Source organism: Aquimarina aggregata, from assembly GCF_001632745.1.
In the GTDB taxonomy this organism is placed as follows: Bacteria; Bacteroidota; Bacteroidia; order Flavobacteriales; family Flavobacteriaceae; genus Aquimarina; species Aquimarina aggregata.
This window is the reverse complement of sequence record NZ_LQRT01000008.1, coordinates 66,807-88,236: the sequence shown is the minus strand read 5'-3', so window position 1 is coordinate 88,236 and position 21,430 is coordinate 66,807. Positions and strand designations below refer to the sequence as shown.

Sequence of the window (21,430 nt, the reverse complement as noted above, 5' to 3'; positions counted from 1 at the left end):
ATGAATGCTAACCATTTTAATATTCTAAGTAATAAAATAGTATTCTTAATGCTTACTATACTCCCTGTAGGAGGTGGTTTTGTGTACGCATTTCTATATAGTATTGGAACCATAGGGATTTTAAATAACGGTTTCACACTTTCACATTGGGTTAATGTTTTAACCGATACCTCATTTTGGTTTTCTTTAGGGTATAGTTTCTATATTGCCATTGTCTCTGTGAGTATAAGCATACTATTAGCCTTAACAATAGTATTATTCTGGAAAAAAAGCCTGGTTAGCAACAATAGTATAGTATCATATCTATTATATATACCTTTATGTTTTCCGGCTATTGTAGTCGCATTATTTAGTTTTCAAGTATGGTCAAAATCAGGACTAATCTCAAGAATAGTATCACATCTAGGTATACTAACAGAAATAACGTCTTTCCCTGATCTTACAAATGACACGTATGGATTTTCAATTCTATACTCATGTATCTTAATGATTACGCCCTTTTTTGCAATTCTTTTTTCAAATCTCTATAAACAAGAACAAATAGATCATTTAAAAAATATTGCCATGAGTTTAGGCGCAACAAAAACACAGGCCTTATTCAAAATTGTGTTGCCTGTAATATTAAAAAAAGCAAAGATCACTATTAGTTTATTTATCGTTTTTGTGATGAGCAGTTATGAAATACCATTACTACTAGGAAGACAAAATCCGCAAATGATTTCTGTTCTTGCAATACAAAAACTGCAACGCTTTAATCTTAACGATATTCCTCAAGCATATGCTATTGCTTGTTTGTATATGATATTTATTGGATTGATATTATACTTTTTGTTTTTTTCGAAGTCAAGTACACAACTATCTGTTTCACCCTTAAAAAGAAACTTTGATGATTAGAAAAGCTTTGATACCTGTATTTATGCTTATGGTAACATTTCCTATAGCTTTGTTGTTACTATTATCTTTTGGCAAATCATGGGTATACCCAAATATTTTTCCAGACCAATTTACTTTACAGCACTGGAATGATATATATCAAATAAATTCTGAATTACTTATGGTTACCCTAAAATCAATAGGGATATCTCTAGGAGTAAGTTCTGTGGTAACATTATTATCTTTCTTTTCTTCTAAACATATATCATATAGTGTCTACAAAAGTAGATGGTTGTTTTTGGCCTATATCCCCTACGTATTTTCTCCTGTAATTTTAGCCGCGACACTACAGTTCTATTTTACTTTTGTAGATGTTTCAGGGACTTTTTTCGGAGTAATACTAGCTCAACTATTTATAACTTACCCATTTGGAGTCCTTATTTTTAGCAATTTTTGGAATCCACGTATTAAAGCAATAGCTGAATTAAGTAATACTTTAGGAGGTAATTCTTGGATAACATTTTATAAGGTCGTTCTACCTCTGTCTAAAGGAGTTCTGCTGTTATGCTTTTTTCAGGTTTTTTTAATCTCTTGGTTTGAATATGGCTTAACTGCCTTAATAGGGGTTGGAAAAATAAAAACCTTGACACTAAGTGTTTTTCAATATATACAAGAAGCAAATATTTTTTTAGCTGCGCTAGCATCTTGTCTTTTGATCATTCCACCAATGATACTGTTATATCTTAATAAACGTTTCATTTTTACAAACCAACAAACGATATGACAAACCAACTGCTAGACATACAAAACCTTAGTAAGGCATTTGAAGATGAACACATCCTTACACAAACTTCTTTTTTTCTTCAAGAAAGCAAGACACTTAGTATTTTGGGCAAATCTGGTAGTGGTAAAACTACATTGTTAAAAATAATTGCGGGGTTAGAAAAACAAGATAACGGAACAATACTTCTAGAGAACAACGACATAACTACCCTTTCTGCCCATAAACGAAATATAGTATACCTATATCAAGATGCATTATTATTTCCTCATCTAAATGTTTTTGAAAATATAGCGTTTGGATTAAAATTAAGAAAGATAAATGCTCAAGAGGTCAAAAATAGAGTCACTAAAATGCTCTATGATCTAGAATTACAAAAACACATTCATAAAATGCCAACGCAACTAAGCGGTGGTCAACGTCAACGTGTATCTTTTGGACGAGCATTAATTATACAACCAAAAATATTACTCTTAGACGAACCTTTTGGAGCTTTAGATGTCGATACCCGAAAACAAATGCAACGCCTTTGTAAAGAAACCTTAAAACAATATAAAATCACAACTTTATTTGTTACCCATGACCTTAAAGAAGCCCTAATTATGGGAGATCAAATTGGCAAAATGCAAAGTGGTGTATTAAAAACTTTTAAAAACAAAGAAGAATTTCTTAATGACCCTTCTACAGGAATAAAAGAAGAAATAGAATTCTGGAAAAATATACATGCAAATGAAGAATGATTTTAATCACATACAATCCATTTATTGGGTATTTACACAGCTCTGTAATGATGACTGTGATCATTGTTACAATGATTCTAGCCCCTTTGGTAAAAGAATAAGTGAATCTGACTGTATGGCAATTATAGAAAATTTACCCGATACGGTAGATCGTTTAATCTTGAGTGGTGGTGAACCTGTAGCCGAAAAAAAATTACTCTATGCAATTTTAGATAGAGTTCGGGAAAAGTATAATGGCAAAACCCAAGTAATGCTTCAAACCAACGGAGATCTTCTTAATAAAAACATAGTCGAAACACTTATTAACAAAGGCGTTACACGTTTTGACATTGCTAGTATTGATCGTTACCACAAAAAAGCCGGTAGTCGACTTATAGAACTAGCCGATCTTTTTGAAAGTTGCGGTGTTTCAGGAACAGAAAAAGATCCACTGATCGAAGGAGGGCATTATCTAACAGAAAATCCACTAAGCTGGGGGTACTGGGGAGCCAGTGAAGATATGTGGTTAGGCGGTAATTGGGCACGAGGAAAAGCAATAAAAAATGACATCTGGAAAAAAGACCCAGATCATAATTTTTGCTCTATTTTATCTGGAGCACGTAATTTTCTTGGCGGACATGATGATATTCCTCAAGAAATTAGTATTCAATTATGGAAAATCAACCCATGCTGTCCAGGTACACATTTCCCAATGGGGGATGCTCGAAAACAAAAAGTTGCTCATGTATTGCAACGTGCTTCAAAAAATGCCGTATTTAAAATACTAAATGAAGGTACCCCCCTGGAGATGGGAGTTCCAATTGGAATTTCCAAACAACAAGCTTCACTAAAAAATAAAGAACTCAAAAATATTTGCTTGTATTGCGATCATTTCTTAAAATGTAATAAAAATATCATTTTCGATGAAAATGGAATAAAAGAACTAGCCTAATGAAAAAAAACTTTTATATCTACACCGTCCTTATGTCTCTATTGTATTTAGGGGTAAATGCGCAAACCACCGATCTTGACAAATTACTAAGCAAATATAATAATGAAAGTGTACCATATATTTCTGTAAATGAACTAAAAGACATTAAAGATCAAGTGGTGTTATTGGATGCGAGAGAAAAAAATGAATTTGATGTTAGCCACATCAAAAACGCAAAATTGGTAGGGTACGATCATTTCAAAATAAATACTGTAACCAAACAAAATATCCCTAAAGACACTAAAATTGTGGTCTATTGTAGTCTTGGCGTTCGATCAGAAGATATTTCAGAAAAGTTAAAGAAAGAAGGATACACAAATGTACTCAACCTCTATGGTGGCATTTTTGAATGGAAAAACAAAGACTATGAGGTAGTTGATTCTGAAGAAAAATCAACAGAAAAAGTTCATGTTTGCTCTAAAGAATGGTCAAAATGGCTATTAAAAGGTAAAAAAGTGTACTAGTCTTAAACCACTATCATTTTGAAAAATCATATATAATTTAAAAATAAAAAGACCTAAAATTTGAAACAAGAAAAAGACAATTTATTAATGATCTTTACTCGCAATCCCGAGTTAGGAAAATGCAAAACTCGTCTTGCCGCTACTGTTGGAGATCAAGTTGCTTTAGATATCTATACCTTTTTGTTAGAACATACTGTTCAAATCACCAAAGATCTAAATGTAACAAAAGAAGTGCATTATTCTCAAAACAAGAATGACAATGACTTATGGGAAGCAGCTATTTACAATAAGATGGAGCAATCCGGAAGTGATTTAGGTAAACGAATGGAATATGCTTTTGCAGCTGGTTTTGAAAAAGGTTACCAAAACATAATCATAATTGGTAGTGATATGTATGACTTAAATCAAATAGATCTTGAGCATGCGTTCACAACTCTTAAAACTCATGATTATGTAATTGGTCCGGCAGAAGATGGAGGGTATTATTTATTTGGAATGAAATCCTTAAATTCACAGGTTTTTAAAAATAAAATCTGGGGCACCGATTCTGTCCTTAAAGATACTTTAGAAGATTTAAAAAAAGAAAATATAAAACTACTAGAGGTACGCAATGATATTGACTATTATGAAGATATTAAAGACATTGCGGCCTTTCAAAAATTTCTAGACTAATGATCAAATACATAGAAGAAACAACAGATTTCCTTAAAGAAAAAGGATTTGAAAGCCCTGAGATAGGTATAATATTAGGAACCGGATTGGGTCAACTAATTAATGAAATAGAGATTATTAAAGAAATAAGTTATAATCATATTCCTAATTTCCCGACAGCTACTGTAGAATTTCATAAAGGAAAATTAATCTACGGAAAAATAGAAGAAAAAACTGTTATTGTAATGCAGGGACGTTTTCATTTGTATGAAGGATACACATTACAAGATGTAACATATCCGGTTAGAATAATGGAAAAATTAGGGGTTAAAACGCTTTTAGTATCAAATGCTTCTGGAGCTGTAAATCTTAACTTTAAGAAAGGCGAATTAATGCTAATCGATGATCATATAAATTTACAAGGTGGGTCTCCACTAGCATTTAAAGGTGTAGAAAAACTAGGAAGTCGTTTTACTGATATGAGTGCTCCTTATGATCAAAAAATTAATGATACATTAGAAAAAATAGCAAAAGAAAAAAATATACAGCTTCATAAAGGAGTATATGCTTCTGTATTAGGTCCACAATTAGAAACCAGAGCAGAATATCGTTATCTAAAAACCATAGGAGCAGATGCCGTTGGTATGAGTACCGTTCCTGAAGTAATTGTTGCCAATCACCTAGGTCTTAAGGTTTCTGCAGTATCTGTATTAACAGATGAATGTAATCCAGATGACTTAAAACCTATTAATATCGACGAAATAATTGCCATGGCTGCAAAAGCAGAGCCCAATATGATTCTTTTATTTAAAGAGTTAATAAAAACATTCTAATTAGAAAAAATAGTCTATTTTAAAAAATGAAAGTTTTGGACTACTGTTTCGACTAAAATTTATTGATAACCCAAAATAATCCTAGTAAAAGGAATACAAAAATTAATTTATGAGTTATTTAGATACCACTCACGACGTGTATAAAGAAGCAGCATTAACACCAGATGTAGGTTTATGCTGTACTACTAACCCTATTTGGGAGTTACCTGGTCTTAAAATACCTAAGATCATGCAAGAAATGAACTATGGTTGCGGAAGCACAGTTAACGCAAGAGATTTAACCAATAGTCCAAAAACACTATATGTTGGTGTTGGAGGAGGAATGGAACTATTGCAATTCTCATATTTTTCACGTCAAAAAGGAGGTGTTATTGGGATTGATGTAGTAGAAGAAATGTTAGAAGCTTCTCGTAAAAACTTTAAAGAAGCCGAAGCTCAAAATGATTGGTTTAAGAGTGAATATGTAGATCTTAGATTTGGAGATGCTTTAAATCTTCCTGTTGAAGATAATAGTATTGATGTTGCCGCTCAAAATTGCTTGTTCAACATATTTAAAGCAGATGATCTAAAAAAAGCAATCGAAGAGATGTATCGCGTTTTAAAACCTCATGGAAGATTGGTGATGAGCGATCCTACCTGTGAACAACCTATGAATGATAATTTGCGTAATGATGAAAGACTAAGAGCATTATGCTTAAGTGGAAGCTTACCAATTAACGAATATATCAAAGCTCTTACAGATGTAGGGTTTGGAACCATTGAAATAAGAGCTCGTAAGCCTTATAGAATTTTGGATCCAAAAAACTATGATACCGACGAACTTATTTATATAGAATCAATAGAAGTAGCTGCCATAAAAGATCCAATGCCAAAAGATGGGCCTTGTATTTTTACAGGAAAAGCCGCTATTTATTTTGGAGATGAAGACTACTTTGATGATAAAAAAGGTCATGTACTTCTAAAAAACCAGCCTATTGCTGTTTGTGATAAAACAGCAGGTGCTTTAGCCGATTTAGGCAGAGACGATATCTTTATCAGCGAATCTACTTATCATTATGATGGCGGGGGATGCTGTTAAGATTCAAGGCTAATTAACTATAACCAGGAAGTCGAAAGCATGTATTTGTTTTCGGCTTCTTCTTTTCTAAGGATAGTAAAATAAACCAAGATATAATTTTTACATACCGTAATAGATCGCTTAAACCCAATCTATGCAATACATACATTACTTTCCTAATTTCTGCATCATACCCTATTCTGAAGTTAAAAAATACAACAAAGCGATCGCATTCAAAGTAGTTCAAAAGTTTACTAGGTTTTCTACATATAAAGTGAGTTAAAACAGCTCTTCATTATTTCTAACATAATTAAGATATACTATTGTTTTAACGTACTTAAATTATTTAAATCAAGGCTCGATTTACTTAAAACAAAACCAAAATAAACAAAGGTTCGTCTTTTGGCCATTTTTTAGGTCAGGTTTTGGACTTCTTTAACTGCGTAAAAACCTTAAATACTATAAATCAGTAAGTTAAATAACTTTAAAAGTATATAAATTTAAAATTTGAGGATTCCTTGCTTAGGCTACGTCTTTTATGAGGTTCTTTGTTTAATTATCAAAATTTTTAGAAGTATTTTCCTACTTAAATAATCAAATCGTGTATTATGTCCGTTTTTTTTGTATATTACAGATTCTAAATTCTACAATAACCCAAAATACCTAACAAAATGAAATTTCTTAAAACAACTACTTTTATTCTATTGTCACTTTTGTTTAGTACTACCTACGCTCAAGAAAAAGTGAATCATTCTGCTTGGGATCAAATTTTAATTCTTAATGTTCAAGATGATGGTATGGTTGATTATGAAGGTGTTACTAGAGATGTTGCTGTGTTTTATGATTATTTTAGATCTCTTTGCAAAATATCCCCAAAAGAAAATTGGAGTAAAGAAGATAAATTAGCGTATTGGTTAAATGTTTATAATGCCGCAGCAATGAAGATGATTATCGATGATTATCCTGTAGCATCTATTAATGAGGTTGAGAATCCATGGAAAAGAAAAGTTTTTAAATCAGAAGGGGTACGATATAGTCTTGATGAAATAGAGCATGATATTTTAAGAAAATTTGGAGATCCTAGAATTCACTTTTTGCTTAATTGCGGATCTATGTCTTCTCCAAGATTATGGAACAGAGCCTATACTGCTATGAATATTAATGATGCCTTAGAGGAAAGGACAAGAGAATTTATTAATGACCCACAAAGAAATCAAATTACTTCTAGTACCGTTAAAATTTCTCAAGTATTTGAATGGTATAAAGATGATTTCGAAAGTAATAATATTGATATCATAGATTTTATTAATCAATATGCAACAGTTAAAATAAACAAAATTTCAAAAGACAGTTATATTACTTATGATTGGTCTCTTAATAAAAAGGATATCAAAACTCCTATTTCGAGTAACCAACATTAAATTTAAAGTAGTACAAAATTTACAATAACCTCAAGTTTGATTTCTTTTCAGATTTGAGGTTATTTAGTTAAAAAACTTCTTTAGCATAGCTATTTTAAATTCATAAAGTATTAAGAAAACCGAACTCCATAAGGGATTCATATCTCCTTTAAAGCTTTTTCCTTTAGAAAACCTAATCAACTGACGAGCATAAAAACCACCTTCTGCAGCATCTTCAAGTTTTTTTATACCAGTCCTAATCACAAAATTTTCTAAAGACAAAACCTCTCCTTTTAAAAACCCGGAAATACTTTCTCTATTAGTGATAAATGGTCTCGCCATACCTATTAAATCAACTTCTTTATTTTGCAACACTTCATTGCAAAAATGATAAGATCTAAAACCTCCTGTAATCATTAAAGGAATCGTACTTACTTTTCTTATTTTTTTCGCAAAATCTATAAAATAGGCCTCTCTCTTTTTAGTACTTTCTTTAATCCCTACTTCTTCATTAAGTTCAAAAAAAGCCAACTTTTCATAAGTTCCTCCAGAAATTTCTAACAAATCAATAGTTTCTTTATCTAACATTTTCACTACTTCTAATGATTCTTCTTCTGTAAATCCCCCACGTTGAAAATCTGCAGAATTTAGCTTTACGGCTATCGGAAAATTTGGACCTACTTCATTACGTATTTCTCTAATAATTGTTAATAATAAACGACTACGATTTTCTATCATACCACCCCATTGATCGGTTCTAAGGTTCGTATGGGGAGATAAAAACTGGCTTAGCAGATATCCATGAGCAGCATGTATTTGAACTCCTGTAAAACCGGATAATTTAGATAATCTTGCTGCCTTTGTAAATCCTTTAATAACATCATCTATATCCTTTTCTGACATAGCTCTAGGCTTACCAAAAAGCCCCATCTTACTTAACTTAACTTCAGAAGGTGCTAGAGGTTTACTAGTTCCAAACTTATTAGTTTGTCTTCCGGAGTGAGAAATTTGTACCCAAACATGATTTCCATCCTTTTTACTCGATTCTGCCCAAGAACTAAGTTTAGGCAACATAGACTCATCATCAAAACATACATTTCCTGCAGATTCCAGATGTTTTCTATCTACTACTACATTTCCAGTAATTAACAAACCAGCATTTGTATCGGCCCATTTTTTATATAACTTTTCATGTCCTATAGTTGGCTCAAATCTTTTATTACTAATACGCTCTGTCATAGCAGATTTCACCAGTCTGTTTTTCAATATTGCTCCACAAGGAAGCTTTAATTTTGTACTAATCATACCTAAATAGTTCGATTGCAATAATACATAATCTCTATTATTAAACCAATTTTTAAAATTTTCTTCCTAAACCTGCAAAAAATTAACTATAATAAACTTTTTTTGTTAAAAAACATTACGGTTTAACCGTAAAACTTGCATTTTATCGATTATTTCACTTCTTTTGTCTAATATCAAATTAGAAAAATATTATTTTAAATAATTTACGTTTAATACAAGGACTTTAATCCCCCATAAAAACAATGAAAAATTTTAATTTAATACTTGCAATATTCGTAACAATTTGTTTTACAGATATTAAAGCACAAAATAATGTCGATCATTCTGTTTGGGATCAACTCTTGATACTTAATGTTTCTGAAGTAGGGAAAGTTAATTATAAAGGAGTAATGAAAGATAGTTCGCTTTTTTATGAATATTTTAGATCACTTTCGCAAAACCCGCCTACCGATGAATGGTCAAGAGAAGAAAAACTGGCCTATTGGGTAAATGCATATAATGCAATTGCTCTAAAAATGATTATCGATAATTATCCTGTTGAAAGTATAAATGAACTTCATGATCCTTGGAAACAACGTTTTTTTAAGGTAAATGATAAACGATACAGTCTAGATGATATTGAACACGAAGTACTTAGGAAATTTGATGAACCTAGGATTCACTTTGTTATTAATTGTGCATCTAACTCTTCTCCAAAACTGCTAAACATGGCATACACTGCCGAAAACATTAATGAAGCCTTAGAAAAATGTACTACCATGTTTATTAATGATCCTTCAAAAAACACCATTACGTCTTCTGAGGTCAAAGTTTCAAAGATCTTTGAATGGTATAAAGACGATTTTAATAATGGAAATGTTGTTGATTTCATCAATCAATACGCAAATGTAAAAATCAACAAAATTCCTAAAAAAGGATATGTAGAGTATGACTGGAGTTTAAATGAACAGTTATAAGTAATACTCTTAAATTACTCCTCACACACAAACTTCTTCAAATTAAGATTAAGGTATTGCCCTATTTATTTTAGAAAATAATTCTAAAACTAAACCTGAGGGTGGTTTTTTTATATGTAATACTTAAGCTTTTATAAGGACTAAAACTCAATTAATACAAGAAACTTTAATCTGCATTCAGAAATAAATTAATTCAGAGTAAGGTTATTAAATTCTATAGACTAAAAATTGTGGCTCGAATTTTGGTTTAGTACTAAATAGTAACTGATTGTTTATTCAAATATGATAGATCTAAGAGATATAGAAATATCTGAATCAATGAATAACGAAGGATTAAGAGCTATTATAAAGTCAGTTTAATTGGATTATACACCTTATTAACAAAAAAGTAATTTATCTATGAAAAAAACGCTCCTTATCATATTGATTTGCTTGTCTTTTACTTGTTCTGCTAACACTAGAGTAGTTAAAAACACTACTCAACCAGCACTTACAAATAAGACTTTAGTTAGAAAACAAACCGATACAACAAAGACAACTTTAATTATTGAAGAAAAGGCACCCGAAACTATTCTCAAAGAAGCTCCTGTACAAAAAAAAGAAGTGTTAGAAATAACAGCTCCGATTAAAAGAATTGATACGGTAAAAAGTACACCCAAAATATCTAAAGAACCAAAAAAAGTATCCAAAACATTACTTCATCAACCTTGGAACGCTTTATTAAAAAAATATGTTTCTAAAGATGGAAATATAAACTACAAAGGGTTTAAACAAGATCGAGCTTTTCGTTTATATTTAAAAACATTAAGTACAAATATGCCTGATCAAAATTGGTCTAAAAACGAAAAACTTGCCTATTGGTTAAATGTATATAATGCCTTTACTATAAAATTAATAACTAACAATTATCCTTTAAAAAGTATAAAAGAAATTAAAAAGCCATGGGATCTACGTTTTTTTAAGTTAGGAAGTAAATGGTATACACTTAATGATGTTGAACATAGAATTCTTAGAAAAATGAAAGATCCTAGAATTCACTTTGGAATTAACTGTGCTTCTTTTTCCTGCCCGCCTTTATTAAATAAAGCATTTACATCAAAAAATGTAAATAGCGAACTTGAAAAATTAGCTATTTCATTTATTAATGATCCTAAACGAAATAAAATCACTGCAAATACTATAGAGCTTTCAAAAATATTTTTGTGGTTCGCCAAAGATTTTAAATACAACGGAACCTTAGTCTCGTTTCTTAACAAATATTCAAAAATCACCATTAATCCAAATGCCCAAAAGAGCTACATGGACTATAACTGGAATCTAAACGAATAAAGGGCACAATACTAAATCTAAAACTATAAATCCCTATCTATTTAAATAGATAGGGATTTGTAGTATCTATACTTTTATTTACAAACCGATTATGACTTGGCATTCATTAATAGGATGAAACCTATATGCTTAATTATATAGTATTTCTTTAATTTTTTTTCGTAGTAAACACTTACAAAAGCATTTGATATTGTAAGGTAATCCTCAATTTTCCTACTAAATTTCTAACCTTGGATAAAATAATCCAAAAAATAATACGTAAGTATACCTAACTATTCAAAAAAACAAAACAATGAAACCCCTAAAATTAATAATCGTATTTACATTAATATTATTTCACAAAACGTATGCTCAAAATGAGTTTAATCATAACATTTGGGATCAAGCATTATTATTAAATGTTTCTGAAGAGGGACAGGTAGACTATAATGGTTTTATGCGAGATAGCTCTCAATTATATGCTTATTTCAAAGTATTATCAGATAATCCTCCAAAAGAAAATTGGACAAGAGATGAAAAACTAGCATACTGGATTAATGCATACAATGCGTATACCATTAAATTAATTATAGATAGTTACCCTGTAAAGAGTATTAAAGATATTAAAGCTCCTTGGGATAAGAAGTTCTTTAAAATAGATGGAGAATGGCATAGTCTGGGAGAATTAGAACATAAAATTCTAAGAAAATTTGGAGACCCTAGAATTCATTTTGCTATAAACTGTGCTTCTTTTTCTTGTCCTGTTGTTTGGAATAGAGCATATACTGCTGATAATGTTGATGCAGCCTTAGATGAACAAACGAAAAAATTCATTAATGACCCTACCAGAAATACAATTACAGAAAGCGTAGTAAACGTATCAAAAATATTTTCATGGTATAAAAAAGACTTTAAAGTTAATGGCGGAGATGTAAAAGACTTCATCAATAGATATTCAGAAGTTAAAATAACAGATCAACCAAAAAAAGGCTATAAAGATTATGATTGGAGCTTAAATGAGTAATTTTGTAATTTAATTAATTGAATTTCTAGTTAACATTGAAGATATCTATTATAATCCCTATTCTTAATGAGGCTGATAACATCAGCCATCTAACATCATACTTGATAAAATCTACACTATCTTTAGAAAACATAAAAGAAATTCTAATTGTTGATGGTGGTAGTGTAGATGGATCTCAAGAGATTGTTAAAACTCTGGCAAAAGAATATTCAGTTTCTGTTAAACTAATTGCATCAGAAAAAGGTCGTGCCAAGCAGCTTAATACTGGAGCCACTAACGCTACAGGAGACATTTTGTACTTTCTGCACGCAGATTCCTTTCCTCCTCAGTATTATGATAGAGATATTATTCAAGAGGTAAAAAAAGGTAATCTTGCGGGGTGCTTTAGAATGAAATTTGATTCTGATCATTGGTGGCTACGTTTTCTGGGTTGGCTAACTCAATTCGAGAGCAAACGTTGTCGTGGTGGTGACCAGAGTCAGTTTATCACCAAATCTTTATTTATCGAAATAGATGGTTATGACGAATCTTATATTGTTTATGAGGATAATGATTTGGTTGACCGTCTCTTTGCTATAAATGAGTTTGTAATTATACCAAGGTATGTAATCACTTCTGCCAGACGGTATAATGAAATTGGTGTTTGGCGATTACAATATCATTTTTTTAATATTCATATGAGAAGATGGATGGGAGCATCCTCTCAAGATTTATATCGTTACTATAAAGAAAAAGTAGTATAAAATGAATTTAAACACGCTATTTTGACCGAAAATCACCACTTTTAACATATTATAGTATCTTGATCTTAGGAGTGTTCCTAATTTTATAAACTATGAAAATTGTTCCTCAAGCATTTTACGCACACACAGAAATTGAAAAAGTTCTCGTTAATGGTCTTTCTTGTGTTCTATTAAAAAACACAAAACAAGTTGGTTTTCAAAACAATAGATATTTAGCCACTCATGCCATAACTATTGTACTAAACGGGCAATTACGAATTGAAGATTCTGAAGGAGAAATTACTTTAGTGAACAAAAACCAGATGATTCTCTTACCAAAAGGGCTTTATATAATTTCTGATATCATTCCGAAAAATCAATCTTTTGATGCTATCATCTATTTTTTCGACACAGAAATTATAAATGAATTTCTAAACACTTTTCCTAAACATGAAGGTCAGGAAATTCCTAAAACCCTAGTACTTAATTACGACCATAACTTAAGATTATTTTCAGATACTCTAATAGCGCTATACAGAGACAAAAATCAACACCAATTCACTAGACCTAAGTTGCTAGAATTATTACATCTTATAAGTGTATCCCAAAAAGGAGCGCAGTTTATTACCAAATTACAATCTCTTAAAAATAGGTCTAAAATGAACGTAAAGTCATTTATGGAGGAAAACTTTGACAAACCTTTAGACATTAAAGATTATGCTTATTTAACCGGTAGAAGTATTTCAACATTTAGAAGAGATTTTAAATCTAGATTTAAAATCTCACCAAAGCAATGGTTAATCAAAAAGCGATTAGAAAAGGCTGCCAAATTACTCGAACAAAAGAACGATTCTATTACCGATATTGCCCTACAAGTAGGTTATGAAAATATCTCACATTTTATAAAAGCATTTCAAAAAGAATTTAAAATTTCTCCTAAACAATATCAAATAAAAAGCAGAAAAGATATTCTTATATAGCTCATAGAAGACAAGCCATAAAACCAGGTGTTAAAAAAGTAACACCCGGTTTTCATAGGGTTTAAGAGGGCAAAAAAACGAACAATACATCTGAATTTTTCAGATGTAATATACTCAAGTGTTGGTCAATAAATATGTTTAAAAAAACATATTAGCTATTTACATCACGCGGCAAAATTAATAGCAATCTATAAATTATTTATTAACCTAAGTTAACAACTTAAGCATTAGGAAAATTTTATGATTTAACCGTAATTTTCTTAAAAATCACTTGGTGATTGCTTACTTAGTTTTGTTCGAATTCTGCTAAGTGACTGTGGCTTAATACCTAGATAAGATGCTATGTAATGTTGCGGAATTGTATTAAAAAGTTCTTGCTTTGTATTAATAAAATTCAGGTACCTTTCTGTAGCTGAATTTAAAATAAATGAAGTTTCTCGCTTCTTATGATAACAATACAAATCTTCTAAGAGTTTGATATGTATTTTACCTAAAACGGCATATTTTTCATTAAGCGTATAAACATCATTTATATTGGCTATTTGTAATTTAGCTGGAGTTAGTGCTTGGATATTCATTGTAGTAGATTTTCCTTCTTGAAAAGCTACAAAATCTAAAGCAAAGCACGGTGCAGCATAAAAGCTAATTGTAATTTCTTCACCTTGACAGTTGGTTTCATATGCTCTTAAAATACCTTCTCTTACAAAAGCTATTTTATCTGCCGCGGAATCACATTTCATAAAATGTTCCATCTTTTTATAGGATCTATTTTCATAAATAGATAAAACTTCATTTTCAATTTCGGGACTAAGTTTAATAAAAGAAGAGAGGTAGTCTTTTACTGAGGTTTTCATTTAAACGAGGCTTTAAGGTTAATTGTGTGTTCTTGTGTTGTGAGTTTTGGGTTATTTACATATGCTTTTTGATTCTAGTACGTAACTAGCAATATAGTTCGTCTTTTTTTATATAAGAATTTATTATTTGTTAAAACTTTGATTTTTTGATCAAAAAACACAAGTTTCTTTTTTTTGGCAAACTTAACATACATATTTAAAGTGACTTTTACATATAATTTAAAATTACATTCATGAAAAAAATAGGTATTATAGGGCTTGGTATAATGGGCTGCAGAATGGCTAAAAATTTACAAAAAGCAGGATACTCTCTTGTTGTTTATAATAGGACCAAAGAAAAAGCAAATGATCTTTTAAATGCTGGGGGCATTTGGGCGCATTCACCAAAAGAAGTTGGAAATAACGCAGAAATCATCATCACGATGCTCTCTACCCCAGAAATTGTAAAAAAACTTGCTCTAGGAGAAGATGGGTTTCTTCATAAAATGAAACCGAATAGTATTTGGATTGATTCTAGTACCGTCAACCCTTCCTTTAGTAAAGAAATGCACAAGATCTCAAAGAAACATCAAATACAGTACCTAGATGCCCCTGTCGCAGGATCTAAAGCAGCAGCAGAGAATGCAGAGTTGTTATTTTTAGTAGGAGGGACTAAAGATACTTTTGAAGAGGTAACTCCTCTTTTTGATAGTATGGGTAAAAAAACATTGCACCTTGGTGTGGTGGGAAAAGGAGCCGCAATGAAAATGCTAATCAATCAATTGTTAGGACAATCTGTATTAGCCTTCGCCGAAGCATTAATACTTGGTGAAGCTATGGGACTAGAAAAAGAAAAAGTATTTGATATTTTATTAGCTACCCCAGTAGTAGCTCCTGTAATCTCTGCTATACGTCATAAATTAGAAAATGACGATTATGAAACAAATTTTCCTTTAAAATGGATACAAAAAGACTTACATTTATCTAGTATTTCGGCCTACGAAAATGGCATCGCAACACCAAATCTAAATACTACTAAAGAAGTATATGCTCAAGCAAAGCAAAATGGATTTGGAAATCACGATTTTACCGCCATTTATAAATTTTTAAATCCTAAGAATTAATATTAAACATACTCTAAAATCAACTCAAATGAAAAAAAATGCAATCACTTTTTTAGCAATTATGCTTGCTTTTTCTAGCTATGCACAAGATCCAAAGTTGCTAATTTCTGAAATGATGGATGCCCTAGGAGGCAAAGAAAATTTTTACAACAAAGGAAATGTAACGTATGCATATGAATATGCTGATCCTAACTCTAAAACAAACCTTAGAGGTCAGGAAACCTATGTATTTGACAAAGAGTTATCGCATGCTTCATATACAGAGCATAGTCTTTTAGGTGCTGCAGGAAAAGTAGTAGAGGGATATGACGGAAAAGATGCTTGGGTTACTATAAATGGAACTTTATCAAGCGATGAAAAAGCTAATGGAATTGCTCGGTTTTTAAGAAAAACCAATTACTATTGGTTTGCCATGTTTTTTAAACTCTTAGACGATGGTGTACATCAAGAATTTACCGGAACCAAAAATATTAATGGGAAAGAATATAACATAGTTAAAATTACATTTGGTGACAAGATCGGAGATGTACAGGATACTTACATTTTATATATCAATAAAGAAACAAAATTAATTGATCAGTTTTTATTTACAGTTGTTGGTTTTGGGATTACAGAACCCAATCTTATGATTTATGAATATGAAACAATAGACGGAATTAAAATTGCAACAAAAAGAAAATATATTGCCGCAAATTGGGAAGGAGAAGTTGTTGGAAAACAACATGCAATTACCAACTGGACAAATATTAAATTTAAAACCGATATTGATAAATCAATTTTTATAAAAAAATAAACAAGAACTAAAAAAGTACACTAGTGTAAATACCTTAGTGTACTTTTTTTAATGTGAAACATTTTTTAATAATTACTATATTCTTTAAAGCGTTAAAAGTACTGTCCAATTCCAAATACAAATCCATTCGTTGAATCTTCTGTAACACCGTATCCATAATCTATTCTAAAAATTGCATTAAAGATACGCTTATGTATAAAGCGTAGCCCTATCCCTGGATACACTCTAAAGTTTTGAGTATCGCCAAAATCACCAAAATCACCTCCTGGATTACGCCAACTTCCTCCGTCCACAAAAACATTACTTTGTAAAACGAACCAATCTTTTTCATAAACAGTATGCCTATATTCTGTATTTAAAACAATAACTCCAGTTCCCCTATCTATAGTATTACCCACACCTCTAATGTTTAAATTATTATCTACTGCAAATGGTGCAAAAGGCGAATCATCGTTGGTTGCTAATCCTAATCTTAATCTAGAAGCCCAATTTCCTTTTTCTCCTATTCTATGGTAATAAAAAAAGTCATTCCAACCTATCACAAAATCGGGCAAAACATTTTCGGTACTTACTACATATTGTAAATTAGAACTACTCTTAAATCCAGATACATATTGAAAATGATAATCAAGATTGTTGTATTCGTAAATACCTTTAAACAGTAGTTTATCTACATCAAAATCCTGAGGGATTCCTTCTTGTGTTGATCCTCTTTTATATTCATAATCTTCATTAAAGTAATTTACGCCTAGCTCTATGCGATGTCTAAGATTGAATTGATATAATCCTTGAATTTCGTAAGAGGTATTGTTGTATTTATAATCTGCCGTTCCGTTATCTAAAAAAACAGGTTCTTCGGTAGTTAAATTATTATAGTTAAGTGCTAATCCTAATTTTTTACTAAACAAATAGGGGGCTCTAAAATTGATCCCATATGAGCTATATATATCGTTTTGATACACTCCTCCAAACGTAATATTATGACCAAATAAATTAAACTCATACACCCCTACTCTAAAAGCAAACTCATCATCATTGGTTGTATATATATTTGCTGACGGAATTATCGTAAAATTTTCTTGCACTCCATAAACTACCTCATATCCCCCGCTCTTTTTATGCACCTGATAATAAGCATGTGCTATAGATGATAACCTCTTTAATCTTTTAATGTCATCTTCTATTACAAGAGAATCTAATTGTTGCCCTTTTTTTATAGAGGTAAGCTTTAGCAAAGCCGACGTTTTTGTTTTTTTATTCCCTTGTACTTTTAAGTTTACAATAGTTGCATTTTGAGCATAACCACAAAAGCATATCAACAAAAGAAAAATAATGGTTAGCTCTTTTCGCATTAATAAAAATTATATAATGAAGTAATTCTGACTTTCAATTAGTAAACATTTGATAACTTACACTTTTTACTTTGATATGTAATCTGTAATGGTTTTAATAAAAACTAAAATTAATATTAATTATTTTCTTGATCTAAAAATATTGACCAATTCCGAAAACAATTCCGTTGGTTGCATCATTTCCAATCCCGTAACCATAGTCCAATCTAAAAACAGCATTAAAAATACGCTTATGTATGAATCTAATGCCTGCTCCAGGGTAAAAACGTAAGGTACTTTCATCGAACAGTTCTCCTAAATCTCCTCCTGGATTACGCCATGTACCTGTATCCAAAAAAACATTACTTTGAACAACAAACCAACCTTTTTCATACAATGTATGTCTGTATTCGGTATTTAATACAATGGCAGCAGTACCTCTATCTATAGTGTTACCAGTACCACGAATGTTTAATTGATTATCTACTGCAAAGGGTGCAAAGGGTGTATCATCGTTAGATGCAAATCCTAATCGTAATCTATTTGCCCAATTTCCTTTGTCTCCAACTCTCTTAAAATATTCAAAATCATTTCTTCCGATAAAGAAGTCATTTAATAAGCCTTCTCCTCCTGTTACAAATCTTACATCTAATAAACTTCTAAATCCTGATACATACTGATAATCAATATCAATATTATTATATTCATATTCCCCTCGATAAGAGACCTTGTCCGCAGTAAGTCTTGAAGGTATCCCTACTGGTAAATCTCCTTCTATAAAATCATAAGTTTCATTAGAAATATTTATTCCTATTTCTGCTCGATTATGAAAATCAAATTCGTATAATATATTAGCTTCAAGAGCTCTACTATCGAATTTATAGTTAACTGTATTATCTTCAAAAAAAACAGGCTCTTGAGAAACCAAATTTTTATAATTTATTCCAAAACCCAATTTATTAGTAAAAAGGTACGGAGCTTCCCAATACCCACCATAAGAATCGAATACATCTCGTTGATAAAATCCTCCTAAAATTTGATTTCTTCCTAATAAATTAAACTCAAAGAGAGAAAGTCTAAATGCAAACTCTCCATTATTATCGGTAGCAATATTAAATCCTGGAATTATTGTAAAGTTCTCTTCAATTTTATAAGTAACAACATAGTTCTTGTCTTCACTTTTTGTGGTGGTAGCCTCTGCATTTGCTATTCCTGCCAATCGCTTAAGACGGGCTATATCTGTGGCTATACGTACAGAATCGTATACGGATCCTGGCTTAACTTTTACCAATCTACGTATAAATGATTCCTTGGTTCTCTTTAATCCTTCAATCTGTAATTCTGACACTATAGCATCTTGGGAAAAAATACTGCCAGAAACAACAAAGATTAATGAGAATACAATCTTCTTAATCATGATTTTTCTTTTTCAAAACGATATTGTTGTAGACGAGAAAAAAGTGGGGTTCTTACAATAGAAATCTGAGATAACTAGATATAAAATAATTTTAAGGGGTAAACTTTTTTTCTATAAAGAGATTCACCCAGTTATCTTCACCAACTCCCATTAGAGTAAAGTTGAACTGATTTGAAGAATTTAATACAGGAGGTGTTCCTTGAGTTATATTAAGCACAACATTATCTAGTTTATAATATTGAAATTGTTTTTCGAATGTATATGTTCCTGAGATAAAATTATTTTCTACATCAGAGATCACTTGAAAGTAGATTTTGTTATCGTTAAATACTCCGTCATCCCATCCAAAAACTGGCATCCCATCCAACATTGTATCTACAGTTACTGTTTCAGAAAACTCTGTAGGTTTGCTAAGGTGTTTTAAACGAATTGGATTTGACAAATGCAATTTATTATCCTCAAAAAAAGTAATAATCACCCATTTTTCTCCGGTATTTATACGAGTAAATTTTTTAAGATATCCATTAAAAAAGTCAGTTGCTTCTATAGATACTTTTGTATAATTTCGGTAATCATTTTTGTCATCGTCTGTTGAAAAAGTTTCAAAATATTGCAAATTACTAGCCCCTGGTCTTGGGTACGCATAAGCAATAATTGTATTTTCGTCGGTTTTGGATCCCGAAGCGCAAGCAATTACATTATCGATTTCAATATCATATTGTGCTACTAACGCCGCTAAAGAGTTTTCGGAAAAAATAGGAGTATCATCATTCTTACAAGAATAACATCCAAGTATCACTACAATAATTATGACATATCTCATTATCAGCATCCTATTCATTTTTATATAACCTTCTTATAATTTCTTCTGCTGGTTTGTTTTGTATCGTAAATCTATTATTCTTGTTACCTCCAGATTCTTCATGATTATGATACCATTTCCATAAAAACCCTCCGGCAAACCAAGGTTCTCCCCAAAACTCTTCATACAATGCTGTTAATGCATTGTTTTGGGCTTCAAGATCAACATTACCATCTGCTCTATTAGAATCCCATGGTTCTTTTGCTGTATAATGAATACTTCTGTACCCATATTCTGTAAATAAAACAGGTTTCTTTTTGCTATTATAAAGGGTTTGTATACTACTTTTATGTTTTTGCCAACCTTGTTTTAACATGTCAATTTTTGGCGTTTGATCCTCAGAAATCGGAAAATAGGCATCGATACCTATGTAATCCAGTTCACTCCAAAACGGAACCTTATCAAATTGATCCCAATTTTCTGCATAGGTTAATTTCCCTTTATATACTTCTTTAACTTTTGTTATAAGTTGACTCCAATATTTTGGTCGATGCTGCACAAAAGTATGTAACTCTGTACCAATACATAATATTGGCACGTTCATCTCTTGAGCTAATTTTGCATATAATACTATAAATTCTTCATATGATTGCTCAAAAGTGATCCATTCATTTTCTGAATTCATTTGTATATTTCCTGTAAATTCTCCTCTCCAGACCCATATCTGAGGTTTAAGCATTACCTTAATACCTCTAGAATTTAATAACTCTATTGTTTTTTTTGCTCCATCTCTTCGCTCACCCCACCATTGTCTTTCGATATTAAAAGTAACTTTAGGTGTTTGTAAATTTTTCACAAATCCAAAAGGCATTACGGCTGCCCAATTTGCATTAACTTTTACAATTGGGTCAATTGCTTTTGAAGTTATTTCGCTTGGTGATGCAACAAAACTAACTCCGTTAATTTTTGGCGATTGTCCAGAACAGTTTAAAAATATAAAAGATAACAGCAGTAAAAAAACTTTATTCATTTCTGTTTTTTTACTGCTGAAAATACAATTATTTTA

General features: G+C 31.0%; 22 protein-coding genes. 16 read left to right on the top strand and 6 right to left on the bottom strand.

Going from position 1 to position 21,430, the window contains the following annotated elements:
- Positions 1-48 precede the first annotated feature (48 nt).
- The 9 genes from AWE51_RS10630 to AWE51_RS10590 all read left to right on the top strand — a co-directional run bounded on the left by AWE51_RS10630 (position 49) and on the right by AWE51_RS10590 (position 7,790).
- Positions 49-894, top strand: coding sequence for a sulfate ABC transporter permease (locus AWE51_RS10630; protein WP_157766069.1), 846 nt, complete (start codon positions 49-51; stop codon positions 892-894).
- A complete protein-coding gene (locus AWE51_RS10625) occupies positions 887-1,657 on the top strand; it encodes an ABC transporter permease (RefSeq protein ID WP_082832396.1) in 771 nt (256 codons plus the stop codon). Before AWE51_RS10630 ends, AWE51_RS10625 begins: the two co-directional genes overlap by 8 nt.
- Positions 1,654-2,394 (top strand): ABC transporter ATP-binding protein, encoded by a 741-nt coding sequence (locus AWE51_RS10620; RefSeq protein WP_066313270.1) that lies wholly within the window; start codon positions 1,654-1,656, stop codon positions 2,392-2,394. Before AWE51_RS10625 ends, AWE51_RS10620 begins: the two co-directional genes overlap by 4 nt.
- A complete protein-coding gene (locus tag AWE51_RS10615) occupies positions 2,384-3,325 on the top strand; it encodes a radical SAM protein (RefSeq protein WP_066313268.1) in 942 nt (313 codons plus the stop codon). Before AWE51_RS10620 ends, AWE51_RS10615 begins: the two co-directional genes overlap by 11 nt.
- Positions 3,325-3,828: a rhodanese-like domain-containing protein gene (locus AWE51_RS10610; protein ID WP_066313265.1), complete on the top strand. Its 504-nt coding sequence runs from the start codon at positions 3,325-3,327 to the stop codon at positions 3,826-3,828. Before AWE51_RS10615 ends, AWE51_RS10610 begins: the two co-directional genes overlap by 1 nt.
- Positions 3,829-3,888: 60 nt before the next feature.
- Positions 3,889-4,500, top strand: coding sequence for a TIGR04282 family arsenosugar biosynthesis glycosyltransferase (locus AWE51_RS10605; protein WP_394332233.1), 612 nt, complete (start codon positions 3,889-3,891; stop codon positions 4,498-4,500).
- Positions 4,500-5,312 carry a purine-nucleoside phosphorylase gene (locus tag AWE51_RS10600; RefSeq protein WP_066313264.1) on the top strand — a complete coding sequence of 271 codons (813 nt, stop codon included), beginning with the start codon at positions 4,500-4,502 and terminating at the stop codon, positions 5,310-5,312. The genes AWE51_RS10605 and AWE51_RS10600 overlap by 1 nt, the downstream gene beginning before the upstream one ends.
- A 109-nt stretch (positions 5,313-5,421) precedes the next feature.
- Positions 5,422-6,390, top strand: coding sequence for an arsenosugar biosynthesis arsenite methyltransferase ArsM (gene arsM, locus AWE51_RS10595; RefSeq protein ID WP_066313262.1), 969 nt, complete (start codon positions 5,422-5,424; stop codon positions 6,388-6,390).
- A gap of 650 nt (positions 6,391-7,040) precedes the next feature.
- Entirely contained in the window at positions 7,041-7,790 is a 750-nt protein-coding gene (locus AWE51_RS10590) for a DUF547 domain-containing protein (RefSeq protein WP_082832395.1), read from the top strand.
- A 63-nt stretch (positions 7,791-7,853) separates the two neighbouring features.
- Here the strand turns inward: AWE51_RS10590 and AWE51_RS10585 are convergent, their stop codons facing one another.
- Positions 7,854-9,074: an NADH:flavin oxidoreductase/NADH oxidase family protein gene (locus AWE51_RS10585; RefSeq protein ID WP_066313288.1), complete on the bottom strand. Its 1,221-nt coding sequence runs from the start codon at positions 9,072-9,074 to the stop codon at positions 7,854-7,856.
- Between the two features lie 242 nt (positions 9,075-9,316).
- Here AWE51_RS10585 and AWE51_RS10580 point away from each other — a divergent pair, with 242 nt between their 5' ends.
- The 5 genes from AWE51_RS10580 to AWE51_RS10560 all read left to right on the top strand — a co-directional run bounded on the left by AWE51_RS10580 (position 9,317) and on the right by AWE51_RS10560 (position 14,064).
- The gene (locus AWE51_RS10580) at positions 9,317-10,030 is read left to right on the top strand and encodes a DUF547 domain-containing protein (RefSeq protein WP_082832393.1); all 714 of its coding nucleotides are present in this window, start codon (positions 9,317-9,319) and stop codon (positions 10,028-10,030) included.
- A gap of 399 nt (positions 10,031-10,429) precedes the next feature.
- Complete coding sequence (locus tag AWE51_RS10575; protein ID WP_082832392.1) at positions 10,430-11,359, top strand: DUF547 domain-containing protein; 930 nt, start codon at positions 10,430-10,432, stop codon at positions 11,357-11,359.
- Positions 11,360-11,651: 292 nt separating this feature from the next.
- A complete protein-coding gene (locus AWE51_RS10570) occupies positions 11,652-12,362 on the top strand; it encodes a DUF547 domain-containing protein (RefSeq protein WP_082832391.1) in 711 nt (236 codons plus the stop codon).
- A gap of 35 nt (positions 12,363-12,397) precedes the next feature.
- Complete coding sequence (locus tag AWE51_RS10565; protein WP_066313260.1) at positions 12,398-13,105, top strand: TIGR04283 family arsenosugar biosynthesis glycosyltransferase; 708 nt, start codon at positions 12,398-12,400, stop codon at positions 13,103-13,105.
- A 92-nt stretch (positions 13,106-13,197) separates the two neighbouring features.
- Entirely contained in the window at positions 13,198-14,064 is an 867-nt protein-coding gene (locus AWE51_RS10560) for an AraC family transcriptional regulator (RefSeq protein WP_066313257.1), read from the top strand.
- Between the two features lie 260 nt (positions 14,065-14,324).
- On the opposite strand, the gene AWE51_RS10555 is transcribed toward AWE51_RS10560, so the two are convergent.
- Positions 14,325-14,918: a Crp/Fnr family transcriptional regulator gene (locus tag AWE51_RS10555; protein ID WP_066313255.1), complete on the bottom strand. Its 594-nt coding sequence runs from the start codon at positions 14,916-14,918 to the stop codon at positions 14,325-14,327.
- Positions 14,919-15,151: 233 nt separating this feature from the next.
- On the opposite strand from AWE51_RS10555, the gene AWE51_RS10550 reads away from it, so the two are divergent.
- The gene (locus AWE51_RS10550) at positions 15,152-16,021 is read left to right on the top strand and encodes an NAD(P)-dependent oxidoreductase (protein WP_066313252.1); all 870 of its coding nucleotides are present in this window, start codon (positions 15,152-15,154) and stop codon (positions 16,019-16,021) included.
- A 28-nt stretch (positions 16,022-16,049) separates the two neighbouring features.
- Complete coding sequence (locus AWE51_RS10545; protein ID WP_066313245.1) at positions 16,050-16,814, top strand: DUF6503 family protein; 765 nt, start codon at positions 16,050-16,052, stop codon at positions 16,812-16,814.
- Positions 16,815-16,906: 92 nt separating this feature from the next.
- On the opposite strand, the gene AWE51_RS10540 is transcribed toward AWE51_RS10545, so the two are convergent.
- From AWE51_RS10540 to AWE51_RS10525, 4 genes are all read right to left on the bottom strand, one after another.
- Positions 16,907-18,166 (bottom strand): POTRA domain-containing protein, encoded by a 1,260-nt coding sequence (locus AWE51_RS10540; protein ID WP_066313242.1) that lies wholly within the window; start codon positions 18,164-18,166, stop codon positions 16,907-16,909.
- 133 nt (positions 18,167-18,299) lie between these two features.
- Entirely contained in the window at positions 18,300-19,562 is a 1,263-nt protein-coding gene (locus AWE51_RS10535) for a POTRA domain-containing protein (protein WP_066313240.1), read from the bottom strand.
- Between the two features lie 91 nt (positions 19,563-19,653).
- Positions 19,654-20,385, bottom strand: a complete 732-nt coding sequence (locus AWE51_RS10530; RefSeq protein ID WP_066313238.1) for a hypothetical protein — start codon at positions 20,383-20,385, stop codon at positions 19,654-19,656.
- A gap of 10 nt (positions 20,386-20,395) precedes the next feature.
- Positions 20,396-21,394: a glycoside hydrolase family 113 gene (locus AWE51_RS10525; RefSeq protein ID WP_066313236.1), complete on the bottom strand. Its 999-nt coding sequence runs from the start codon at positions 21,392-21,394 to the stop codon at positions 20,396-20,398.
- Between the last annotated feature and the right edge of the window lie 36 nt (positions 21,395-21,430).

What these genes read in the sequence shown, in the direction of transcription:
- AWE51_RS10575 (WP_082832392.1), top strand. Translation starts at nt 10,430, where the DNA reads ATGAAAAAAACGCTCCTTATCATATTGATTTGCTTGTCTTTTACTTGT.
- AWE51_RS10540 (WP_066313242.1), bottom strand. Translation starts at nt 18,166, where the DNA reads ATGCGAAAAGAGCTAACCATTATTTTTCTTTTGTTGATATGCTTTTGT.
- AWE51_RS10550 (WP_066313252.1), top strand. Translation starts at nt 15,152, where the DNA reads ATGAAAAAAATAGGTATTATAGGGCTTGGTATAATGGGCTGCAGAATG.
- AWE51_RS10545 (WP_066313245.1), top strand. Translation starts at nt 16,050, where the DNA reads ATGAAAAAAAATGCAATCACTTTTTTAGCAATTATGCTTGCTTTTTCT.
- AWE51_RS10585 (WP_066313288.1), bottom strand. Translation starts at nt 9,074, where the DNA reads ATGATTAGTACAAAATTAAAGCTTCCTTGTGGAGCAATATTGAAAAAC.
- AWE51_RS10630 (WP_157766069.1), top strand. Translation starts at nt 49, where the DNA reads ATGCTTACTATACTCCCTGTAGGAGGTGGTTTTGTGTACGCATTTCTA.
- AWE51_RS10615 (WP_066313268.1), top strand. Translation starts at nt 2,384, where the DNA reads ATGAAGAATGATTTTAATCACATACAATCCATTTATTGGGTATTTACA.
- AWE51_RS10620 (WP_066313270.1), top strand. Translation starts at nt 1,654, where the DNA reads ATGACAAACCAACTGCTAGACATACAAAACCTTAGTAAGGCATTTGAA.
- AWE51_RS10610 (WP_066313265.1), top strand. Translation starts at nt 3,325, where the DNA reads ATGAAAAAAAACTTTTATATCTACACCGTCCTTATGTCTCTATTGTAT.
- AWE51_RS10530 (WP_066313238.1), bottom strand. Translation starts at nt 20,385, where the DNA reads ATGAGATATGTCATAATTATTGTAGTGATACTTGGATGTTATTCTTGT.
- arsM (WP_066313262.1), top strand. Translation starts at nt 5,422, where the DNA reads ATGAGTTATTTAGATACCACTCACGACGTGTATAAAGAAGCAGCATTA.
- AWE51_RS10570 (WP_082832391.1), top strand. Translation starts at nt 11,652, where the DNA reads ATGAAACCCCTAAAATTAATAATCGTATTTACATTAATATTATTTCAC.
- AWE51_RS10560 (WP_066313257.1), top strand. Translation starts at nt 13,198, where the DNA reads ATGAAAATTGTTCCTCAAGCATTTTACGCACACACAGAAATTGAAAAA.
- AWE51_RS10525 (WP_066313236.1), bottom strand. Translation starts at nt 21,394, where the DNA reads ATGAATAAAGTTTTTTTACTGCTGTTATCTTTTATATTTTTAAACTGT.
- AWE51_RS10535 (WP_066313240.1), bottom strand. Translation starts at nt 19,562, where the DNA reads ATGATTAAGAAGATTGTATTCTCATTAATCTTTGTTGTTTCTGGCAGT.
- AWE51_RS10600 (WP_066313264.1), top strand. Translation starts at nt 4,500, where the DNA reads ATGATCAAATACATAGAAGAAACAACAGATTTCCTTAAAGAAAAAGGA.
- AWE51_RS10580 (WP_082832393.1), top strand. Translation starts at nt 9,317, where the DNA reads ATGAAAAATTTTAATTTAATACTTGCAATATTCGTAACAATTTGTTTT.
- AWE51_RS10625 (WP_082832396.1), top strand. Translation starts at nt 887, where the DNA reads ATGATTAGAAAAGCTTTGATACCTGTATTTATGCTTATGGTAACATTT.
- AWE51_RS10555 (WP_066313255.1), bottom strand. Translation starts at nt 14,918, where the DNA reads ATGAAAACCTCAGTAAAAGACTACCTCTCTTCTTTTATTAAACTTAGT.
- AWE51_RS10590 (WP_082832395.1), top strand. Translation starts at nt 7,041, where the DNA reads ATGAAATTTCTTAAAACAACTACTTTTATTCTATTGTCACTTTTGTTT.